Here is a 14,213-nt window from a genome sequence, read left to right as displayed (position 1 = left end):
GCCTGAATTGACAATATCCCTATGGGGGGGATAAGGATAACCCATGACGAACCACACACACGAATCTCATCCACAGATCACGGCGCGTCTGAAACGTGCACATGGGCATTTGGCCAAGGTTATTGCGATGCTCGAAGATCACGCGCCCTGTGCCGACATTGCGCAACAGCTGTTTGCGGTCGAAAAAGCCATAACCAATGCCAAGCGTGTTCTGATCCATGATCATATCGATCACTGCCTCTCGCCCGAGACCAACAGTGACCGCTCCGGCATCGACGACTTCAAAACCATCACAAAGTACCTGTAACCAATGCTGAGCATTCTCAGAAATCGCACCTATCGTCATCTGTTCGCGGCACAGATTGTCGCCCTGACAGGAACCGGACTGGCCACGATTGCGCTGGGCCTGCTGGCTTATGATCTGGCCGGATATGCTGCGGGTATGGTTCTGGGGACAGCTTTGACCATCAAAATGGTGGCCTATGTCACAATCGCCCCTTTAGCGGCGGCTTTCGCAGAACAACTGGATCGACGTAAGGTGTTGGTCGCGCTGGATCTTGTGCGTGCCGCGGTTGCTGTCTGCCTGCCGTTCGTCACGGAGGTCTGGCAGGTCTATGTTCTGATTTTTGTACTGCAATCCGCTTCTGCAGGATTTACCCCTGCGTTTCAGGCGACGATCCCCGATGTTCTGCCGGATGAGCAGGATTATACCAAAGCGCTGTCCCTGTCCCGCCTGGCCGTTGATATGGAAAGCCTGCTCAGCCCAATGCTGGCCGCGGTGCTGCTCTTGCTGGTCAGCTTTGACAGCCTGTTCTGGGGCACCAGCATTGGTTTTGTCGCCTCGGCGCTGCTTGTTGTATCGGTCACATTCCCCTCGCCAAAACCAAAAGAGCGTCGCGGGATATACGACCGCACGACGCGCGGCATTCGCATTTATCTGAAAACGCCTCGGCTGCGCGGTTTGCTGGCCCTCAGTTGGAGTGCTGCAGCGCTGAGTTCGATGGTCATCGTCAACACGGTCGTGATCGTGCGCACTGATCTGGGCCTCTCCGAAAGCGCCGTCGCCGTCGCACTTGCCGGATTTGGTGGAGGTTCCATGTTGGCGGCCTTTGCACTGCCTCCACTGCTGCAAAAAATAGAAGATCGCAAAGTTATGCTGACCGGTGCAGCTCTGGGAACTGCGGCTATGGCAATTGCGGCCCTGCTTGCGGCTGCAATTCCTGTTTCTTTGATGCTGCTAACGTTGATCTGGGCCTTTGTGGGCTTCGGATACTCTACAACCCTGACACCATCCGGGCGTTTGCTCACCCGCTCGGCCCATGCAGAAGATCGTCCGGCGGTGTTTGCCGCGCAGTTCACCCTGTCTCACGCCTGCTGGCTGGTGCTCTATCCGCTGGCCGGGTGGCTCATGACCAGTTATGGTGCAACTGTTGCTTTGGCCTGGATGGCGACCGCCGCAGTCTTTGGGGTTCTTGGCGCGCTGATCGCGTGGCCGCGCACTGATCATGGTCCGGTCCAGCATGACCACCCCGATCTTCCAAAGGATCACCCACATGTGGCCGGTTCAGCCACCCACGAACACCCTATTATTATCGATGATCTGCACCCCAGCTATCCGCGCAAATCTTGAGCATAGGCGCCAAACTGCCATAAACCGGGTTACGCCCTGCCCGACTCGGAGCTTTCATGGATCAGCTAGACCGTCGCATCATTGCCGCCCTGCAACATAACGCGCGCGACTCGACCACCCGCATCGCCGCGACGCTTGGGGTTGCCCGAACAACCGTTCATGAGCGCATCAGCCGTATGGAAGAGCGCGGCGTGATCGCGGGCTATTCAGTAAAGCTGCGTCAGGCCGAGGATACACCAAAGGTTCAGGTCATCGTTTTGCTGGAAGTCCAGCAGAAAGAAACCACTCGCATCATCAAACGGCTTGAGGCCTACCCGGAGGTCAAGCTGTGCCTCTCGATCAATGGCGAGTTTGACCTGCTGCTGTCGGCAGAGGCGCCTCGGATCGAAGATCTGGACATTCTGGTTGACGACCTAGCCAAAATCCCAGGCGTCCTGCGCACGAATACCAGCGTCGTATTCGGTCGTCGCATCGATCGAAGCTGAGACGCGATAACCGTCTGTAAACCGATAGCTGGCTAGTTTGTCCGGGATCGATCAGAATCCCGGACCGGCAGAATGCCAGATATCAAATTCCCACTTCTCCTGATTTTCTCGCAAGCGTTGGTGGCACATGTGGCCTTTGCCATGCCAGATGCCCGAACTGGCGGGATCTGTGATCAGGCCGCCCAGCGCGCTGCACGCTCAGAAGGTGTACCACTCGAAATCCTGCAGGCGATCACCCGGGTCGAAACCGGGCGTATGCGGGATGATCATCTGCAACCCTGGCCATGGACAGTCAATCTGAACGGCAGGGGCTTCTGGTTCAACACCGAGATCGAAGCCAAGTCCTATCTCTTTGAAGTCTTCAAATCCGGTGCGCGCAGTTTCGATGTTGGTTGCTTCCAGATCAACTACCGCTGGCATGGCAAAGCATTCCGTTCGATTGATGCGATGTTCGATCCGGATAAGAATGCAACTTATGCGGCGCGGTTCCTCAAGCAGCTTTATATCGAGCTTGGATCTTGGCCGGCCGCTGCAGGAGCCTATCACTCCCGAACACCAGAACTTGCCGATGCATATTCGGCCCGTTTTCAGACTATTCTGGCGCAATTGGATGGCACGTTGCCAACGCACGTTAGGGGCAGCAGTCGCGATCCGTTCACGGCTGCTGCTGCACCCCTGATCCCTCTTCACCCAGCGCAGCCTCAATCACAGCAGCGCCCGCTTGGGTCTTTGGTTCCGACCGCCGGATCGGCCTCCGCCTTTATCGCTTTCAACTAGGAGCTTTACGTGCCTCGCATCGACGCCCGTTCCCTGTTCTCGCCCACTGTTTTATTGGCACTGGCATTGATGACGATCATCGTCATGATGATTCTGCCGATGCCCGCCTGGGTTCTGGACGTTGGCCTTGCGGCCTCATTCGCGCTGGCGATCCTGATCTTTACGCTGACCTTGTTCATTGAACGGCCACTGGATTTTTCCTCCTTTCCGACGATCCTGTTGGCGTCTCTGATGCTGCGTCTGTCGTTGAATGTTTCTTCTACCAAACTGATCATCGGTCAGGGGCATACCGGACCAAATGCTGCTGGCGACGTCATCGAAGGTTTTGCTCAGTTTGTCATGAGCGGCAGCATCTTTCTGGGGCTGGTTGTATTCGGCGTGCTGCTGATCGTGAATTTCATGGTCATAACCAAGGGCGCGGCCCGTATGGCCGAGGTTGGTGCCCGTTTTGCGCTGGATGGTATGCCCGGCAAACAGCTGGCCATCGACAGCGATATGTCTGCGGGGGCCATTGACCATCAACAGGCCAAGGAACGTCGGGAACGCGAGCAGCAGGAAACCACGTTCTTCGGTTCATTGGATGGCGCATCGAAATTTGTCAAAGGTGATGCAATCGCGGGACTGTTGATCACGCTGCTCAATCTGGTGATGGGGCTGGTGATGGGCGTGATCGTGCACGGAATGCCGGTCACTTCAGCCTTTGAAACCTACGCTATTCTAACCGTGGGTGACGGTCTGGTTTCTCAAATTCCGGCGGTGATTATATCAATCGCATCCGCATTGCTGCTGGCGCGGGGTGGCACCCAGGGGGCAACAGACAATGCCATCTTTTCGCAACTGGGCAAACATCCCGCTGCGCTAGGGACTGTCGCGGTCCTGATGGTGCTGTTTGCGCTGGTACCCGGTTTGCCGTTTCTGCCATTCATCCTTGGCGCAAGCGTATTGGGATACGCTGCCTATAACGTCTATCAGAAACAGAGAACCGCTCAGGCTGTGGCCGAGACCCCCTCGTCGGAAGCGGACGCGCCGGTCTCTCAGGCGATAGGTGACATTCTGGATCTGGATGATGTGCATCTGGAATTCGCACCGGATCTGGTCAGCATGGTTCTGAATCCCGGCACCGGTCTGGACGCACGTATCGCCAACATGCGCACCTATGTTGCCTCGAGCTTTGGCCTGATCCTGCCCGAGATACGCCTGACGGATCGCGCGGATCTGCCAATGGGCACTTATGTGGTCCGGGTGCAGGGAGTTGAACAGGCACGAGGAGTTCTGAATCCTGATCTTGTGTTGGCGCTGGTTCAGGATGATCTGGATCTGTTGCCGGAAGGAAATGATGTAACTGAACCGGTCTACGGCGCCCCCGCCCGCTGGATTCTGCCCAAAGACCAAGAGGCGGCAGCAATGAGCGGTGCAACCATTGTCACCCCGCCCGAGATATTGGCCACCCACCTGCTTGAGATCATCAAACAGAATTTCCCGCGTCTGCTAACCCTGAAATCACTGCGCAAGCTTTTGTCGGAAATGACACGTCTCAGTGACCCGATCCGCGCCGAGGCCAATCGCAAACTTCTGGATGAACTTATCCCGGACAAGGTTCCAATCGATACCCTGCACGCGGTTCTGCGACTGCTGCTTGAGGAGAGGGTGTCCATACGAAACATGGCGCTGATTCTGGAAAGCATAGCCGAAGCCCGTCTGACAGCAACGCAGCCCGAAGCAATCTGTGAATTGGTAAGGCAACGGCTGGGCTTTCAACTGGTGTCTGACATGAAGCGCGAAGATGGATCGATCCCCCTGATCCAGCTGGCCCCGGAATGGGAGGATACATTTGCCAGTTATCAGATCGATGCGCCAAATGCCGGGCTGGACGTAGCCCTGCCGCCGAACCTGTTTAACAAACTCGCAGATGGCGTTGTCAGCAGCGTCGCTCATTCGGCTGACAACGGGCTGTTTCCTGCGCTGGTGACATCGACCCGACGCCGCAGGTTACTGCGCACAATCATGCACGCACGGGGTGTTTCAAACCCGGTTCTCTCATTTGAAGAGATCGGACTCGAAGCGCGACCCGCCCTGGTTGGAACCGTTCCTGCATGATCGCCATACCACCTGAGTTGCTTGCGCATTTGGGCGAAGGTTTATGGCAGATGTTTGCTGTTTTTCTGCGCGTCTCAGCTCTGGTTTCGCTCCTCCCAACATTTGGCGAACGAAGCATCCCTGTGCGCGTCAAACTCGGCATCGCTGCTGCTTTTACCATTATCGTTGCGCCTGCTCTGCAGACCCCAGAGATCACGCCCGCATTTTGGTCCATGATCACTTTGATCGGAAGCGAGATATTGACCGGTCTGGCATTGGGCATGGGTTTGCGGCTGTTCGTTCTGGCCCTGCAAACCGCCGGCTCCATTGCAGCACAGGCAACATCTCTGTCCCAGATCCTTGGTGGGGCGGCAGTCGAACCCGTACCAGCCATGGGATATCTGTTGACGATCGCGGGACTGGCGCTGGCAGCTTTGCTGGGCATACACATTCGCGCAGCCCAGTTCCTGATCCATAGCTATACGCTGTTTCCGATGGGCACAGTGCTACCTGCACCCGATCTGTCTGGTTGGGGAGTGATGCAAGTTTCGCGCAGCTTCGGACTGGCCTTTGCTCTGGCAACACCATTTGTGATTGCTTCGCTGATCTACAATCTTGCGCTCGGCGTGATTAACCGGGCCATGCCACAACTCATGGTCGCCTTTGTCGGTGCTCCAGCAATTACGTTCGCAGGACTGTTTTTGCTGTTTGCCGGAACACCGCTGATCCTTTCAGTCTGGTCCGATGCCTTGTTCGACTTTTTTGGCAACCCAATAGGTGTTCCATGAGCGGTGCAGACGACGAGAGCGACAAGTCATTTGAACCCACCCCGCAAAAGCTGCAGAAAGCCCGCGAAAAGGGTGAGGTTGCCAAATCCAATGACCTGTCTGTTGTTGCCAGCTATGCTGGATTGCTGATTGCCCTGCTAACCGCCGGATCATATGCAGCCCAGGAATTGGGCGCGGTGTTTGTGGTCTTAATTGACCAATCACATCAAATATCATCGCTCATCACGACTGGTCCCGCAGCAGGGCCCGTCGGCGGATTGTTGTCGGCAGCTCTGCTTCCGGTTTCGGTGTTGTTCGCCCTACCGGCCTCCGCAGTTTTACTAAGCCTGATCGCACAGCGCGCCCTGATCTTCGCGCCGAGCAAACTCAAACCACGTCTGTCCCGCATATCAATCACCTCGAATGCCAAAAACAAATTTGGACGCGGCGGTCTTTTCGAATTCGCCAAGAGTTTCGTCAAATTGCTCATCTACGGCACCTGCCTGACGCTTTTTCTTCGATCCAACCTTACGGACATATTGTCTGCCTCTGCCGCCCCGGCAAAATCCTCGATCCTGCTGATGATGAACCTGCTGTTCCGGTTCTTATTCATTGTGATTGCAGTCGCTCTGATTATCGGTGTGGTAGATTATCTCTGGCAATACTCGGAACACATGCGGAAGAACCGTATGTCCCGAAAAGAGCTTCAGGATGAATCCAAGGATGCCGAAGGTGATCCGCATATGAAGCAACAACGACGCCAACGAGCCCAGGACATCGCGACGAACCAGATGATGGCCGATGTGCCAAAGGCCGATGTGATTATCGTCAATCCAACTCACTACGCGGTTGCGCTGAAATGGTCACGAGCAACTGGGTCTGCGCCTGTTTGTGTCGCCAAGGGCGTTGACGAAGTCGCGGCATCGATACGTGCTGTGGCCGGAGAAGCGGGTGTTCCGATCCATTCCGATCCCCCTACCGCGCGGGCGATACACGCGACCGTCGAGATCGGGCAAGAGATCGCGGAGGAGCACTATCGCCCGGTCGCTGCCGCCATTCGGTTTGCCGAAGCGATGCGTAAACGTGCCAAAGGTCAAATCAGATGACGAAGGTGAACATCACAAATCTTGCAGCCGTGACAGACGCTGCTTTTCAGAGAGAATACCAGAAGCTTCGGCCGCTTTTGGAAGCCGAAGCCCACATACAGAAACAGCTCTCGAATCTAGACGCTCAGGTAGCAGAGGTGCGCGCAGGCTGCTCTGACACTGATGGTTACCGAGTCACAGGAACAGATGTTCTTTGGGGCAGTTGGGAGTCCGCCACACGGCGGCAGCTCAATATGGAATTGGCCCGAAACCGTTCCCAAAAAATTACAGCAATGGATGCGCTGAAACTGGCGTTTGGTAAGAAGCAGGCGGTTGCCAGCCTTTCCCAGCGGCTTCGAAAGAAACACCAGAGCCTGCAACAGAGGGCTCTATTGGAGCAACTGTACTTCTGAAATCTCCAGTCGGCGCATTATGATAATCCGCCGACTAAAGTTTCATGTGTCCTGCCGACTAACACTCATGATCAGAACACGTGACACGTCATCGCCCAGATCCTTTTGCGCGACTTCCAGCAGGGATTTTCTCAGAACAGACAGATTGTCCGAATGGGTAAAATTGCCGTCAAACCCGCCTGTATTTGCATGATCAAACAGCACCTGAAGAAAGCTGTCCCGCAATTTTGGTTCCACGGCATAAAACGCTTCGGAAATACCCGGACGAGTTTCCAGGCTGACCGACATTGTCACAAGAGCCGATATCTCTTCGCTGTTCACCACCGGGACAACAAACTGCTTGGTAAGCTTCAGATACTCAAAATCCTCAGTCTTTGACTTTTCCATCGATTTTTTGGGGTCGGAATCTAGCTTTTTGGCGTTGGACTTATCTTCGCCCTTGGCCTCTTTGTACTCTGAATCTTGTGACCCTTTTTCAGCATCGGCTTTCTGGGCAGGCGTTAAAAACACTCCGACCCCAACACCAACGGCCAAACCAACCAGAAGGAAAGCTACGGGAACTAGTTTCTTGATCACATCGGCACCTCAGAACGGCAACACTGTATCAAGTATCTGCTGCCCATATCGCGGTTGCTGGACATCTGTGATCTGTCCACGACCGCCATAGGACACCCGGGCAGACGCGATCTTGTCATAGGTGATTTCATTTTGACGCGAGATGTCCTCGGGCCGGACGTAACCCGAGACCAACAACTCCCTAAGCTCGAAATTCACTCGCAACTCCTGCGATCCGGCGATCGACAGGACCCCATTGGGCAGTACATCGATCACCGTGGCTGCCACTCTGAGCGTCAGCTTTTCTTTGCGTTTGACTGATCCCTTGCCCTTGCTGACCGAAGCAGAATCGATCGAAACTGCCTCGTCCAGTGATGCCCCGTTTGGTAGCTGATCAGCCGCACGTTGCGGCAACCCAAACAGCTCAGGCACAGCGAGGCTTTCTGACCCGGTACGAGACCGGTTTGTATCATTCGTGATCTCAGCCTTTTCGTCCAACTCGATCACGACCGTCATGATATCCCCTTTTTTGATTGCCCTCTGATCACCAAGGAGCGAGTGTTGACCCCCACTCCATAGCGATGATCGGTCGACTGTACGCTGAGGTTGCGTGTGCAATGGCAGCCCGGGCCAGAGCATTGCAACATGTTCGGGTGAATCCGTGTTCGGCGTCAGGCTGGGGGGTTTGCCAAGGTGATCCAGGCGACCACAAGCAGAGACAGCAAGCACGGCGCATATCGTAAGTTTGGTAAATCTCATTTTCAGTTAACCTCAATTTGCCCGTCAGGCCGAATGCGACCTGTGATTGTGGTTCGGGATGAAAGATTCATGACCCGGATGCGCTCGCCCACTGCACCTCGACCAAGGGCGCGGCCTTCGGCCGTAATCGATAGCGTAGCCCGGCCAAAAACCAGAGTGACCAGATCGTTGCGATCTACGATTGCCGGCGGACCGACATCCGCTGCCCGAATGGGCCGACCGGGATACAAAGCAACCCGGGCCTCCTTCCCTACCAAGATGCCCGGATCCGCCACCGCCCCCTCTACAGCTATTGATTTGATTTCCAGATCAGACGCCAAAATCACTTCCTTGGCGCGAATGGTACGGACCGAGACGACTATGTCAGCGTGAACCATCATCGGTACAAGAAGCAGAGCTATCAGGAACAGAATTTGCATCATCTTAACTGCGTTGTGGCACCCATCATCTGATCGACGGCTGAAATGATCTTTGAGTTCATTTCGTAACCTCGCTGCGCTTCGATCAGCTCTGTCAATTCGCGCACGGCATCAACGGAACTGCCCTCCAGGTAACCCTGACGCAACGTACCCAGCCCGTCCTCACCCGGAGTACCGACCACCGGCGCACCGGATGCCTCGGTCTCTTTGAACAGATTGCTGCCGACCGCCTCCAGACCCTTGGCGTTCGAGAAACTGGCCAGTGTCAGCTCGCCCAACAGCTGTCCTTCAGCGGCGTCGGCGAAATATGCGTAGACCTCACCCGAGGCATTGATCGAGATGGATCGGGCGTCATCCGGAATCGTGATTTCCGGTGCAACAGCATATCCATCTGACGTCACGATCAACCCCTCAGCTGATCGCTTCAGACTGCCATCGCGGGTATAGCCGGGCTGCCCATTGGGCATACTGACCTCCAGATATCCACGGCCTTCGATCGCTATGTCCAGATCGCTCCCGGTCGCAGTCAGCGCACCCTGAGCCAGCTGTACCGTTACTGCAGCAGGCCGGACGCCAAGCCCCAATTGAATGCCCGTCGGCAAAACCGTCCCGTCGTTGGCGTTGACAGTTCCGGCTCGGGACATCTGCTGGTAATGCAGATCTGCAAATTCAGCGCGCCGGGCGTTGTAACCCGTGGTACTCATATTCGCGAGGTTGTTCGAGATGGTTTCAACCCGCATCTGCTGTGCGGTCATGCCGGTCGCGGCAATTTTCAAGGCACGCATATGGTGTACTCCTGTGTTTTCTGATCAGCGCATCAGGGCCTTGAATGCTCCCCGAACCCGGTCGTCTTCGGATTTCAGAAAGCTCTGCCCCAGCTCGTAGGCGCGCTGTATTTCGACGAGGCGGGTCACTTGCTTGATGGCGTTGACATTCGATCCTTCGAGGAACCGGTGAAGAACGACCGGCTGCTCGACAGGCTCCACATCACCCTGAGGCCGAAACTGGGTGCTGCCTTCGCGCACCAGTTCGTTGAGATCAGCCACCTGGTACACACCGATCTGGCCCAACAACTGGCCGTCCACACTCAACGTTCCATCGCTGCCGACATCGATTGATGCCGCATCAGGTGGAATGAAAACCGGGGCTCCATTGCTGTCCAGCACACGGTGACCGTCCATTGTCACCAGATCGCCTTCGGCGTTCTGGGAAAAGCTGCCGGCCCGCGACAGGCGGTTCCCAGAGGGCGTTTCGATCATGAAGAAACCATCTCCTTCGATCGCGAAATCGAATTGTCCGCCGGTCTCGGTCAAAACGCCCTGCTGAAACGAAGTATTGCGCGCCTCTGCTCGGCTCATGGACAGTGAGGGGTTATCGGGCATGTCCCGGATGAATTCCGAGAAGACCAGCCCCTGCTGCCGGTAACCGGTCGTATTTGCGTTGGCGATGTTGTTCGCCACCAGCCGCATTTCATTCATGAGACCCGATTGTCGGGACAAGGTGACATAGGCGGTGTCCATCAGCGCCCTCCTGCGATGAGTGGGATGATTGTCGATGTGAAGAAAGTGACGAGGGTCTGGGTCATGAAGCCCATCGAAATCCAGAACACGATCACGATGGCGATCAGCTTTGGCACGAAGGTCAGTGTCATTTCCTGAACTGAAGTCAGAGCCTGAAACAAACCCACAACCAAACCCGAGACCAGTGCGACCGCCAGGATCGGGACAGACGTTATAACCGCAACCCACAGTGCCTGGCGCACGATGTCATAAAACAGACCCTCGCTCAGCATTGATCAGACCGGCATCCTCAGGATTTCCTGATAGGCCTCGACCACTTTGTTGCGGACGATGACGGCTGTTTCGACTGCCAGTTCCGTCTGCGCCAATGCCTGCACCAGCGCATGCGGATCTGCCTGACCCACCATCGAAGACTGTGCGACTTGTTCGCTGTGCTGCAATGTTGCTGCAAAATCCTGAAACGTGGATCGCAGTCCCTGCGCGATGCCGCCGTGATCGGGGTCGGCCTGTGTAGCAGGGCGCGCAAATGCATAACTTTGCGCGGCATTCAGTGATCGGATATCCATTCTGGCTTTCCTTTATTTACGTAACAGATCCATCAGACTCGCCGACATCTGACGGGTCTGGTCGAACATCTTGAGATTGGCTTCGTAGCTGCGCTGCGCCTCGCGTGCGTCCGCGATCTCGATCATCAGATCGACATTCGAGCCACGATAATGGCCGGTATCATCTGCCATCGGATGGCTGGGGTCATAGATGCGGCTCAGGTCCCGGCGATCGAGTTTGACGCGCCCAGCCTGCACCAACTGCTTGCCATCCTGATCAATCGCTTCGAAGGGGACCGTCTTGCGGCGGTATCCGGGCGTATCGGCGTTAGAGATGTTTTCGGACACGTGCCGCAACCTTGCAGCTTGTGCACGCAAGGCACTGGCCGAAGCACTGAGGGAATGCGAAAAATCACTCATGATCTACCCCTCAGGCCCGGCCAAGACTGGTGCGCAGAACGCCGATGGATGAACGGTATATGGCCAGGGCGCGATCATGTTGCCGTTTGACCTCGACCGCCTTCAGCATCTCTGCCTCCAACGAAACGCCGTTGCCGTTGGGATCAGACGATGCCTTCGCCGTGTGTTCGGCCCATGTTTGTCCGACCAGGCCACCACCGTGCAGATGGCTGGGCCGGGTTGCGGCCATTGCGCTTTCGCGAACGGAGTTTTCAAAAGCTGTCTGAAAGGCCTCGATATCGCGTGGCTGGTAGCCCGGCGTGTCCGCATTGGCCATGTTGCGTGAGATGACAGCCTGCCGTTGCCCTGCATGGGTTGCCATAGCGTACGCTGTCTTAAAGACGTTCAGGTCATAGAACATCGGGGCTTCTCCCTCGATCGATTTCAACCAAGGCTTAACTCCGATTCCTTTAGAAACCGTTTTCAACAAACGTTGGAGAATCCACGATGACCGATCTCGACCCGATACTTCTGAAACATGAGCTCGACAGAATGACAGCTGTCCGGCATGTCGGGCTCGTTTCAGGCGTGGCGAACGGAGTGATCGAGGTCGCTGGCCTGAACAAGCAGGCCCGGACAGGAGATCGCCTGACATTGCAGCGGCGTGAGGGGCCAGATCTTTCTGGCGAAGTTCTCCACGTCGATTCCGACCATATTCATATGCTGCCGGGCGCCGCACCCGATGGGGTCAGCCTCGGAGATCGGGTATGTCTGGAGCAATCACCTGCCTTTGCCCCGGGACTGCACTGGCTGGGCCGGGTGATCGACCCGTTTGGTAAACCACTGGACGGAAAACCGCTGCTGGCTGGGGTGCACAGTCGCGACATCATGCAATCACCACCACCTGCCGTCGCACGTAAACCGCTTGGTGAACGGATGGCAACCGGTCTGGCGATACTCAACACGGTTCTTCCAATTGTTCAGGGTCAGCGAGTCGGATTGTTTGCGGGATCGGGTGTTGGAAAATCTTCGTTACTGGCAACGCTGGCCCGCTCGATGCAAGCAGATGCAGTGGTTATCGCGCTGGTGGGCGAGCGCGGGCGCGAAATCAACGAATTTGTAGGTTCTGCTCTGGGGCCTGATGCGATGAAGCGGTCAGTTGTCGTCGCGGCCACATCCGATCAGTCGGCCTTGGCGCGCAGGCGTTGTGCCTGGTCGGCGATGTCTGTAGCGGAGTTTCTTCGCGATCAGGGGCTGAATGTCCTGTTCCTGGCAGACTCGGTTACCCGATTCGCTGAAGCCCACCGTGAAATCGCGGTCGCAATGGGCGAATCCCCTTCTCTGCGCGGATACCCTCCATCCGTAACCCCTCTGATCGCCAACCTGTGTGAGCGCGCCGGACCCGGAACGTCGGACCAGGGTGATATCACAGCTGTCTTCAGTGTTCTGGTCGCCGGGTCGGACATGGATGAACCAGTTGCGGATATTTTGCGCGGCGTGCTGGATGGGCATGTCGTCCTCAGCCGCGAAATTGCGGAGCGTGGCCGATTCCCCGCAATCGATCTCAGTCGGTCAGTCTCGCGCAGTCTGCCAAGAGCAGCGACTGATGAGGAGAACCAACTCATCTCGGAAACGCGGAAGCTTGTCGGCAGCTACGAACAGTCCGAGGTTATGATCAAGGCAGGTCTTTATGCCGAAGGCGCCGACCCGCTGTTGGACCAGGCTGTTCGGGTTCATGAAGAACTGGACAGTTTTTTCGCAAAGACCGATCCGGATGGTATCGATAACAGCTTTAATCGGCTGGCTCTGATCCTGCGGCGCGCCACAGCAGGACTCCCCAGATAGGGGTCGGCTCAAATCCAGACAGTTTTAAGTGTTAAGTCCACCTTAAGACCTGCGCTGCTACCCCGGAAGCGGGTGATAAAAAGGTGGTGGAGATGGGTGCGCAATCCAATGCGGCGCCAATCATCATCAAGAAGAAACGTGTGTCCGGTGGCGATGGCCACCATGGTGGCGCGTGGAAAGTCGCATATGCCGACTTTGTCACGGCCATGATGGCGTTCTTCATGTTGATGTGGCTGCTGAATGCAACGACTGAAAAACAACGCAAGGGGCTGGCGGACTATTTCTCGCCGACGATCCCGGTCAATCCGGTTTCGGGTGGAGGTGACGGGGCCTTTGGCGGCAACAACATGTTCTCTGAGAAAACTATGGTCATGGATGGCTCGGGCGCGAGCAATCGCAATCCGACCGAGGCCAAACAGGCACGCGGGTCTACTGGCGTTGATGCCAAAGGGGGCGGCAAAGGCGCATTCGAAGATTTTTCTTCGCTCGAGGCGCAATTGCTGGGTCGTACAGGCGAAAGCTTGGTGTCAGATAAGGTACTCAAACACATAGTTACGCGTGTCACTGATGAAGGGCTGGTCGTGGAGTTATTCGATACCGACGATCAACCGCTGTTCGAATCGGGAACGGATGATCCTACCGACATGATGCGAGCGCTGGCTCTATTGGTTGCCCGGTCCTCGGATCTTGTGACCAACGCGGTCGCCGTGGATGGGCATGTTCGTTCATCCCCGATCGTTTTGGCGCGTAATCCGGTATGGGATCTGTCCACATCACGGGCACAGGTCGTGCGTCAGCTGTTGCAGGACAAAGGCGTTGATACAGAACGATTAAACCGCGTCACGGGCCATGCGGATCGAGAACTCGTGGCTGAGAATCCCATGGCAACCCGAAACAACAGGATCGAAATCATCTTCCTGAGGAACATTTAGTCGATC

General features: G+C 56.1%; 19 protein-coding genes. 10 read left to right on the top strand and 9 right to left on the bottom strand.

What is annotated here, in order from left to right; translation table 11 throughout:
- Positions 1-43 precede the first annotated feature (43 nt).
- The 8 genes from GOX61_RS20270 (at position 44) to GOX61_RS20235 (ending at position 7,233) form a co-directional block, all read left to right on the top strand.
- Positions 44-307: a metal-sensing transcriptional repressor gene (locus GOX61_RS20270; protein ID WP_155146697.1), complete on the top strand. Its 264-nt coding sequence runs from the start codon at positions 44-46 to the stop codon at positions 305-307.
- A gap of 3 nt (positions 308-310) precedes the next feature.
- On the top strand, positions 311-1,630 hold the full coding sequence (locus GOX61_RS20265) for an MFS transporter (RefSeq protein ID WP_170336660.1): 1,320 nt from the start codon (positions 311-313) through the stop codon (positions 1,628-1,630).
- A 56-nt stretch (positions 1,631-1,686) separates the two neighbouring features.
- Complete coding sequence (locus tag GOX61_RS20260) at positions 1,687-2,115, top strand: Lrp/AsnC family transcriptional regulator (RefSeq protein WP_155146700.1); 429 nt, start codon at positions 1,687-1,689, stop codon at positions 2,113-2,115.
- 72 nt (positions 2,116-2,187) lie between these two features.
- The gene (locus GOX61_RS20255) at positions 2,188-2,892 is read left to right on the top strand and encodes a lytic transglycosylase domain-containing protein (protein ID WP_367646990.1); all 705 of its coding nucleotides are present in this window, start codon (positions 2,188-2,190) and stop codon (positions 2,890-2,892) included.
- A 9-nt stretch (positions 2,893-2,901) separates the two neighbouring features.
- Positions 2,902-4,989, top strand: a complete 2,088-nt coding sequence (gene flhA / locus GOX61_RS20250; RefSeq protein ID WP_170336658.1) for a flagellar biosynthesis protein FlhA — start codon at positions 2,902-2,904, stop codon at positions 4,987-4,989.
- Positions 4,986-5,756, top strand: a complete 771-nt coding sequence (locus GOX61_RS20245; protein WP_170336656.1) for a flagellar biosynthetic protein FliR — start codon at positions 4,986-4,988, stop codon at positions 5,754-5,756. The genes flhA and GOX61_RS20245 overlap by 4 nt, the downstream gene beginning before the upstream one ends.
- On the top strand, positions 5,753-6,841 hold the full coding sequence (gene flhB, locus GOX61_RS20240; RefSeq protein WP_170336654.1) for a flagellar type III secretion system protein FlhB: 1,089 nt from the start codon (positions 5,753-5,755) through the stop codon (positions 6,839-6,841). The genes GOX61_RS20245 and flhB overlap by 4 nt, the downstream gene beginning before the upstream one ends.
- Positions 6,838-7,233: a hypothetical protein gene (locus tag GOX61_RS20235; RefSeq protein WP_170336652.1), complete on the top strand. Its 396-nt coding sequence runs from the start codon at positions 6,838-6,840 to the stop codon at positions 7,231-7,233. Before flhB ends, GOX61_RS20235 begins: the two co-directional genes overlap by 4 nt.
- A 42-nt stretch (positions 7,234-7,275) precedes the next feature.
- Here GOX61_RS20235 and GOX61_RS20230 read toward each other — a convergent pair whose 3' ends face one another.
- The 9 genes from GOX61_RS20230 to GOX61_RS20190 are packed head-to-tail and all read right to left on the bottom strand — an operon-like array spanning position 7,276 to position 11,851.
- Positions 7,276-7,809, bottom strand: a complete 534-nt coding sequence (locus GOX61_RS20230) for a flagellar basal body-associated protein FliL (protein WP_170336650.1) — start codon at positions 7,807-7,809, stop codon at positions 7,276-7,278.
- Between the two features lie 9 nt (positions 7,810-7,818).
- The gene (gene flgH, locus GOX61_RS20225; RefSeq protein ID WP_155146708.1) at positions 7,819-8,547 is read right to left on the bottom strand and encodes a flagellar basal body L-ring protein FlgH; all 729 of its coding nucleotides are present in this window, start codon (positions 8,545-8,547) and stop codon (positions 7,819-7,821) included.
- Positions 8,548-8,549: 2 nt separating this feature from the next.
- On the bottom strand, positions 8,550-8,966 hold the full coding sequence (gene flgA, locus GOX61_RS20220; protein WP_170336753.1) for a flagellar basal body P-ring formation chaperone FlgA: 417 nt from the start codon (positions 8,964-8,966) through the stop codon (positions 8,550-8,552).
- Positions 8,966-9,751 carry a flagellar basal-body rod protein FlgG gene (flgG, locus tag GOX61_RS20215; RefSeq protein WP_170336648.1) on the bottom strand — a complete coding sequence of 262 codons (786 nt, stop codon included), beginning with the start codon at positions 9,749-9,751 and terminating at the stop codon, positions 8,966-8,968. Before flgG ends, flgA begins: the two co-directional genes overlap by 1 nt.
- 24 nt (positions 9,752-9,775) lie before the next feature.
- Positions 9,776-10,486: a flagellar hook-basal body complex protein gene (locus GOX61_RS20210; protein WP_170336646.1), complete on the bottom strand. Its 711-nt coding sequence runs from the start codon at positions 10,484-10,486 to the stop codon at positions 9,776-9,778.
- Positions 10,486-10,758 (bottom strand): flagellar biosynthetic protein FliQ, encoded by a 273-nt coding sequence (locus GOX61_RS20205; RefSeq protein WP_155146712.1) that lies wholly within the window; start codon positions 10,756-10,758, stop codon positions 10,486-10,488. Before GOX61_RS20205 ends, GOX61_RS20210 begins: the two co-directional genes overlap by 1 nt.
- 3 nt (positions 10,759-10,761) lie before the next feature.
- Positions 10,762-11,052, bottom strand: coding sequence for a flagellar hook-basal body complex protein FliE (fliE, locus tag GOX61_RS20200; protein ID WP_170336643.1), 291 nt, complete (start codon positions 11,050-11,052; stop codon positions 10,762-10,764).
- A 12-nt stretch (positions 11,053-11,064) separates the two neighbouring features.
- A complete protein-coding gene (flgC, locus tag GOX61_RS20195) occupies positions 11,065-11,451 on the bottom strand; it encodes a flagellar basal body rod protein FlgC (RefSeq protein ID WP_170336642.1) in 387 nt (128 codons plus the stop codon).
- Positions 11,452-11,461: 10 nt separating this feature from the next.
- Positions 11,462-11,851, bottom strand: a complete 390-nt coding sequence (locus GOX61_RS20190) for a FlgB family protein (RefSeq protein WP_170336640.1) — start codon at positions 11,849-11,851, stop codon at positions 11,462-11,464.
- An 86-nt stretch (positions 11,852-11,937) separates the two neighbouring features.
- Here GOX61_RS20190 and GOX61_RS20185 point away from each other — a divergent pair, with 86 nt between their 5' ends.
- Complete coding sequence (locus GOX61_RS20185; protein WP_170336638.1) at positions 11,938-13,275, top strand: FliI/YscN family ATPase; 1,338 nt, start codon at positions 11,938-11,940, stop codon at positions 13,273-13,275.
- Positions 13,276-13,367: 92 nt separating this feature from the next.
- Positions 13,368-14,207: a flagellar motor protein MotB gene (locus tag GOX61_RS20180; protein ID WP_155146719.1), complete on the top strand. Its 840-nt coding sequence runs from the start codon at positions 13,368-13,370 to the stop codon at positions 14,205-14,207.
- Positions 14,208-14,213: the final 6 nt, after the last annotated feature.

Source organism: Ruegeria arenilitoris, from assembly GCF_013030265.1.
GTDB lineage: Bacteria > Pseudomonadota > Alphaproteobacteria > Rhodobacterales > Rhodobacteraceae > Ruegeria > Ruegeria arenilitoris_E.
This window is presented reverse-complemented; position numbering and strand designations above follow the sequence as displayed.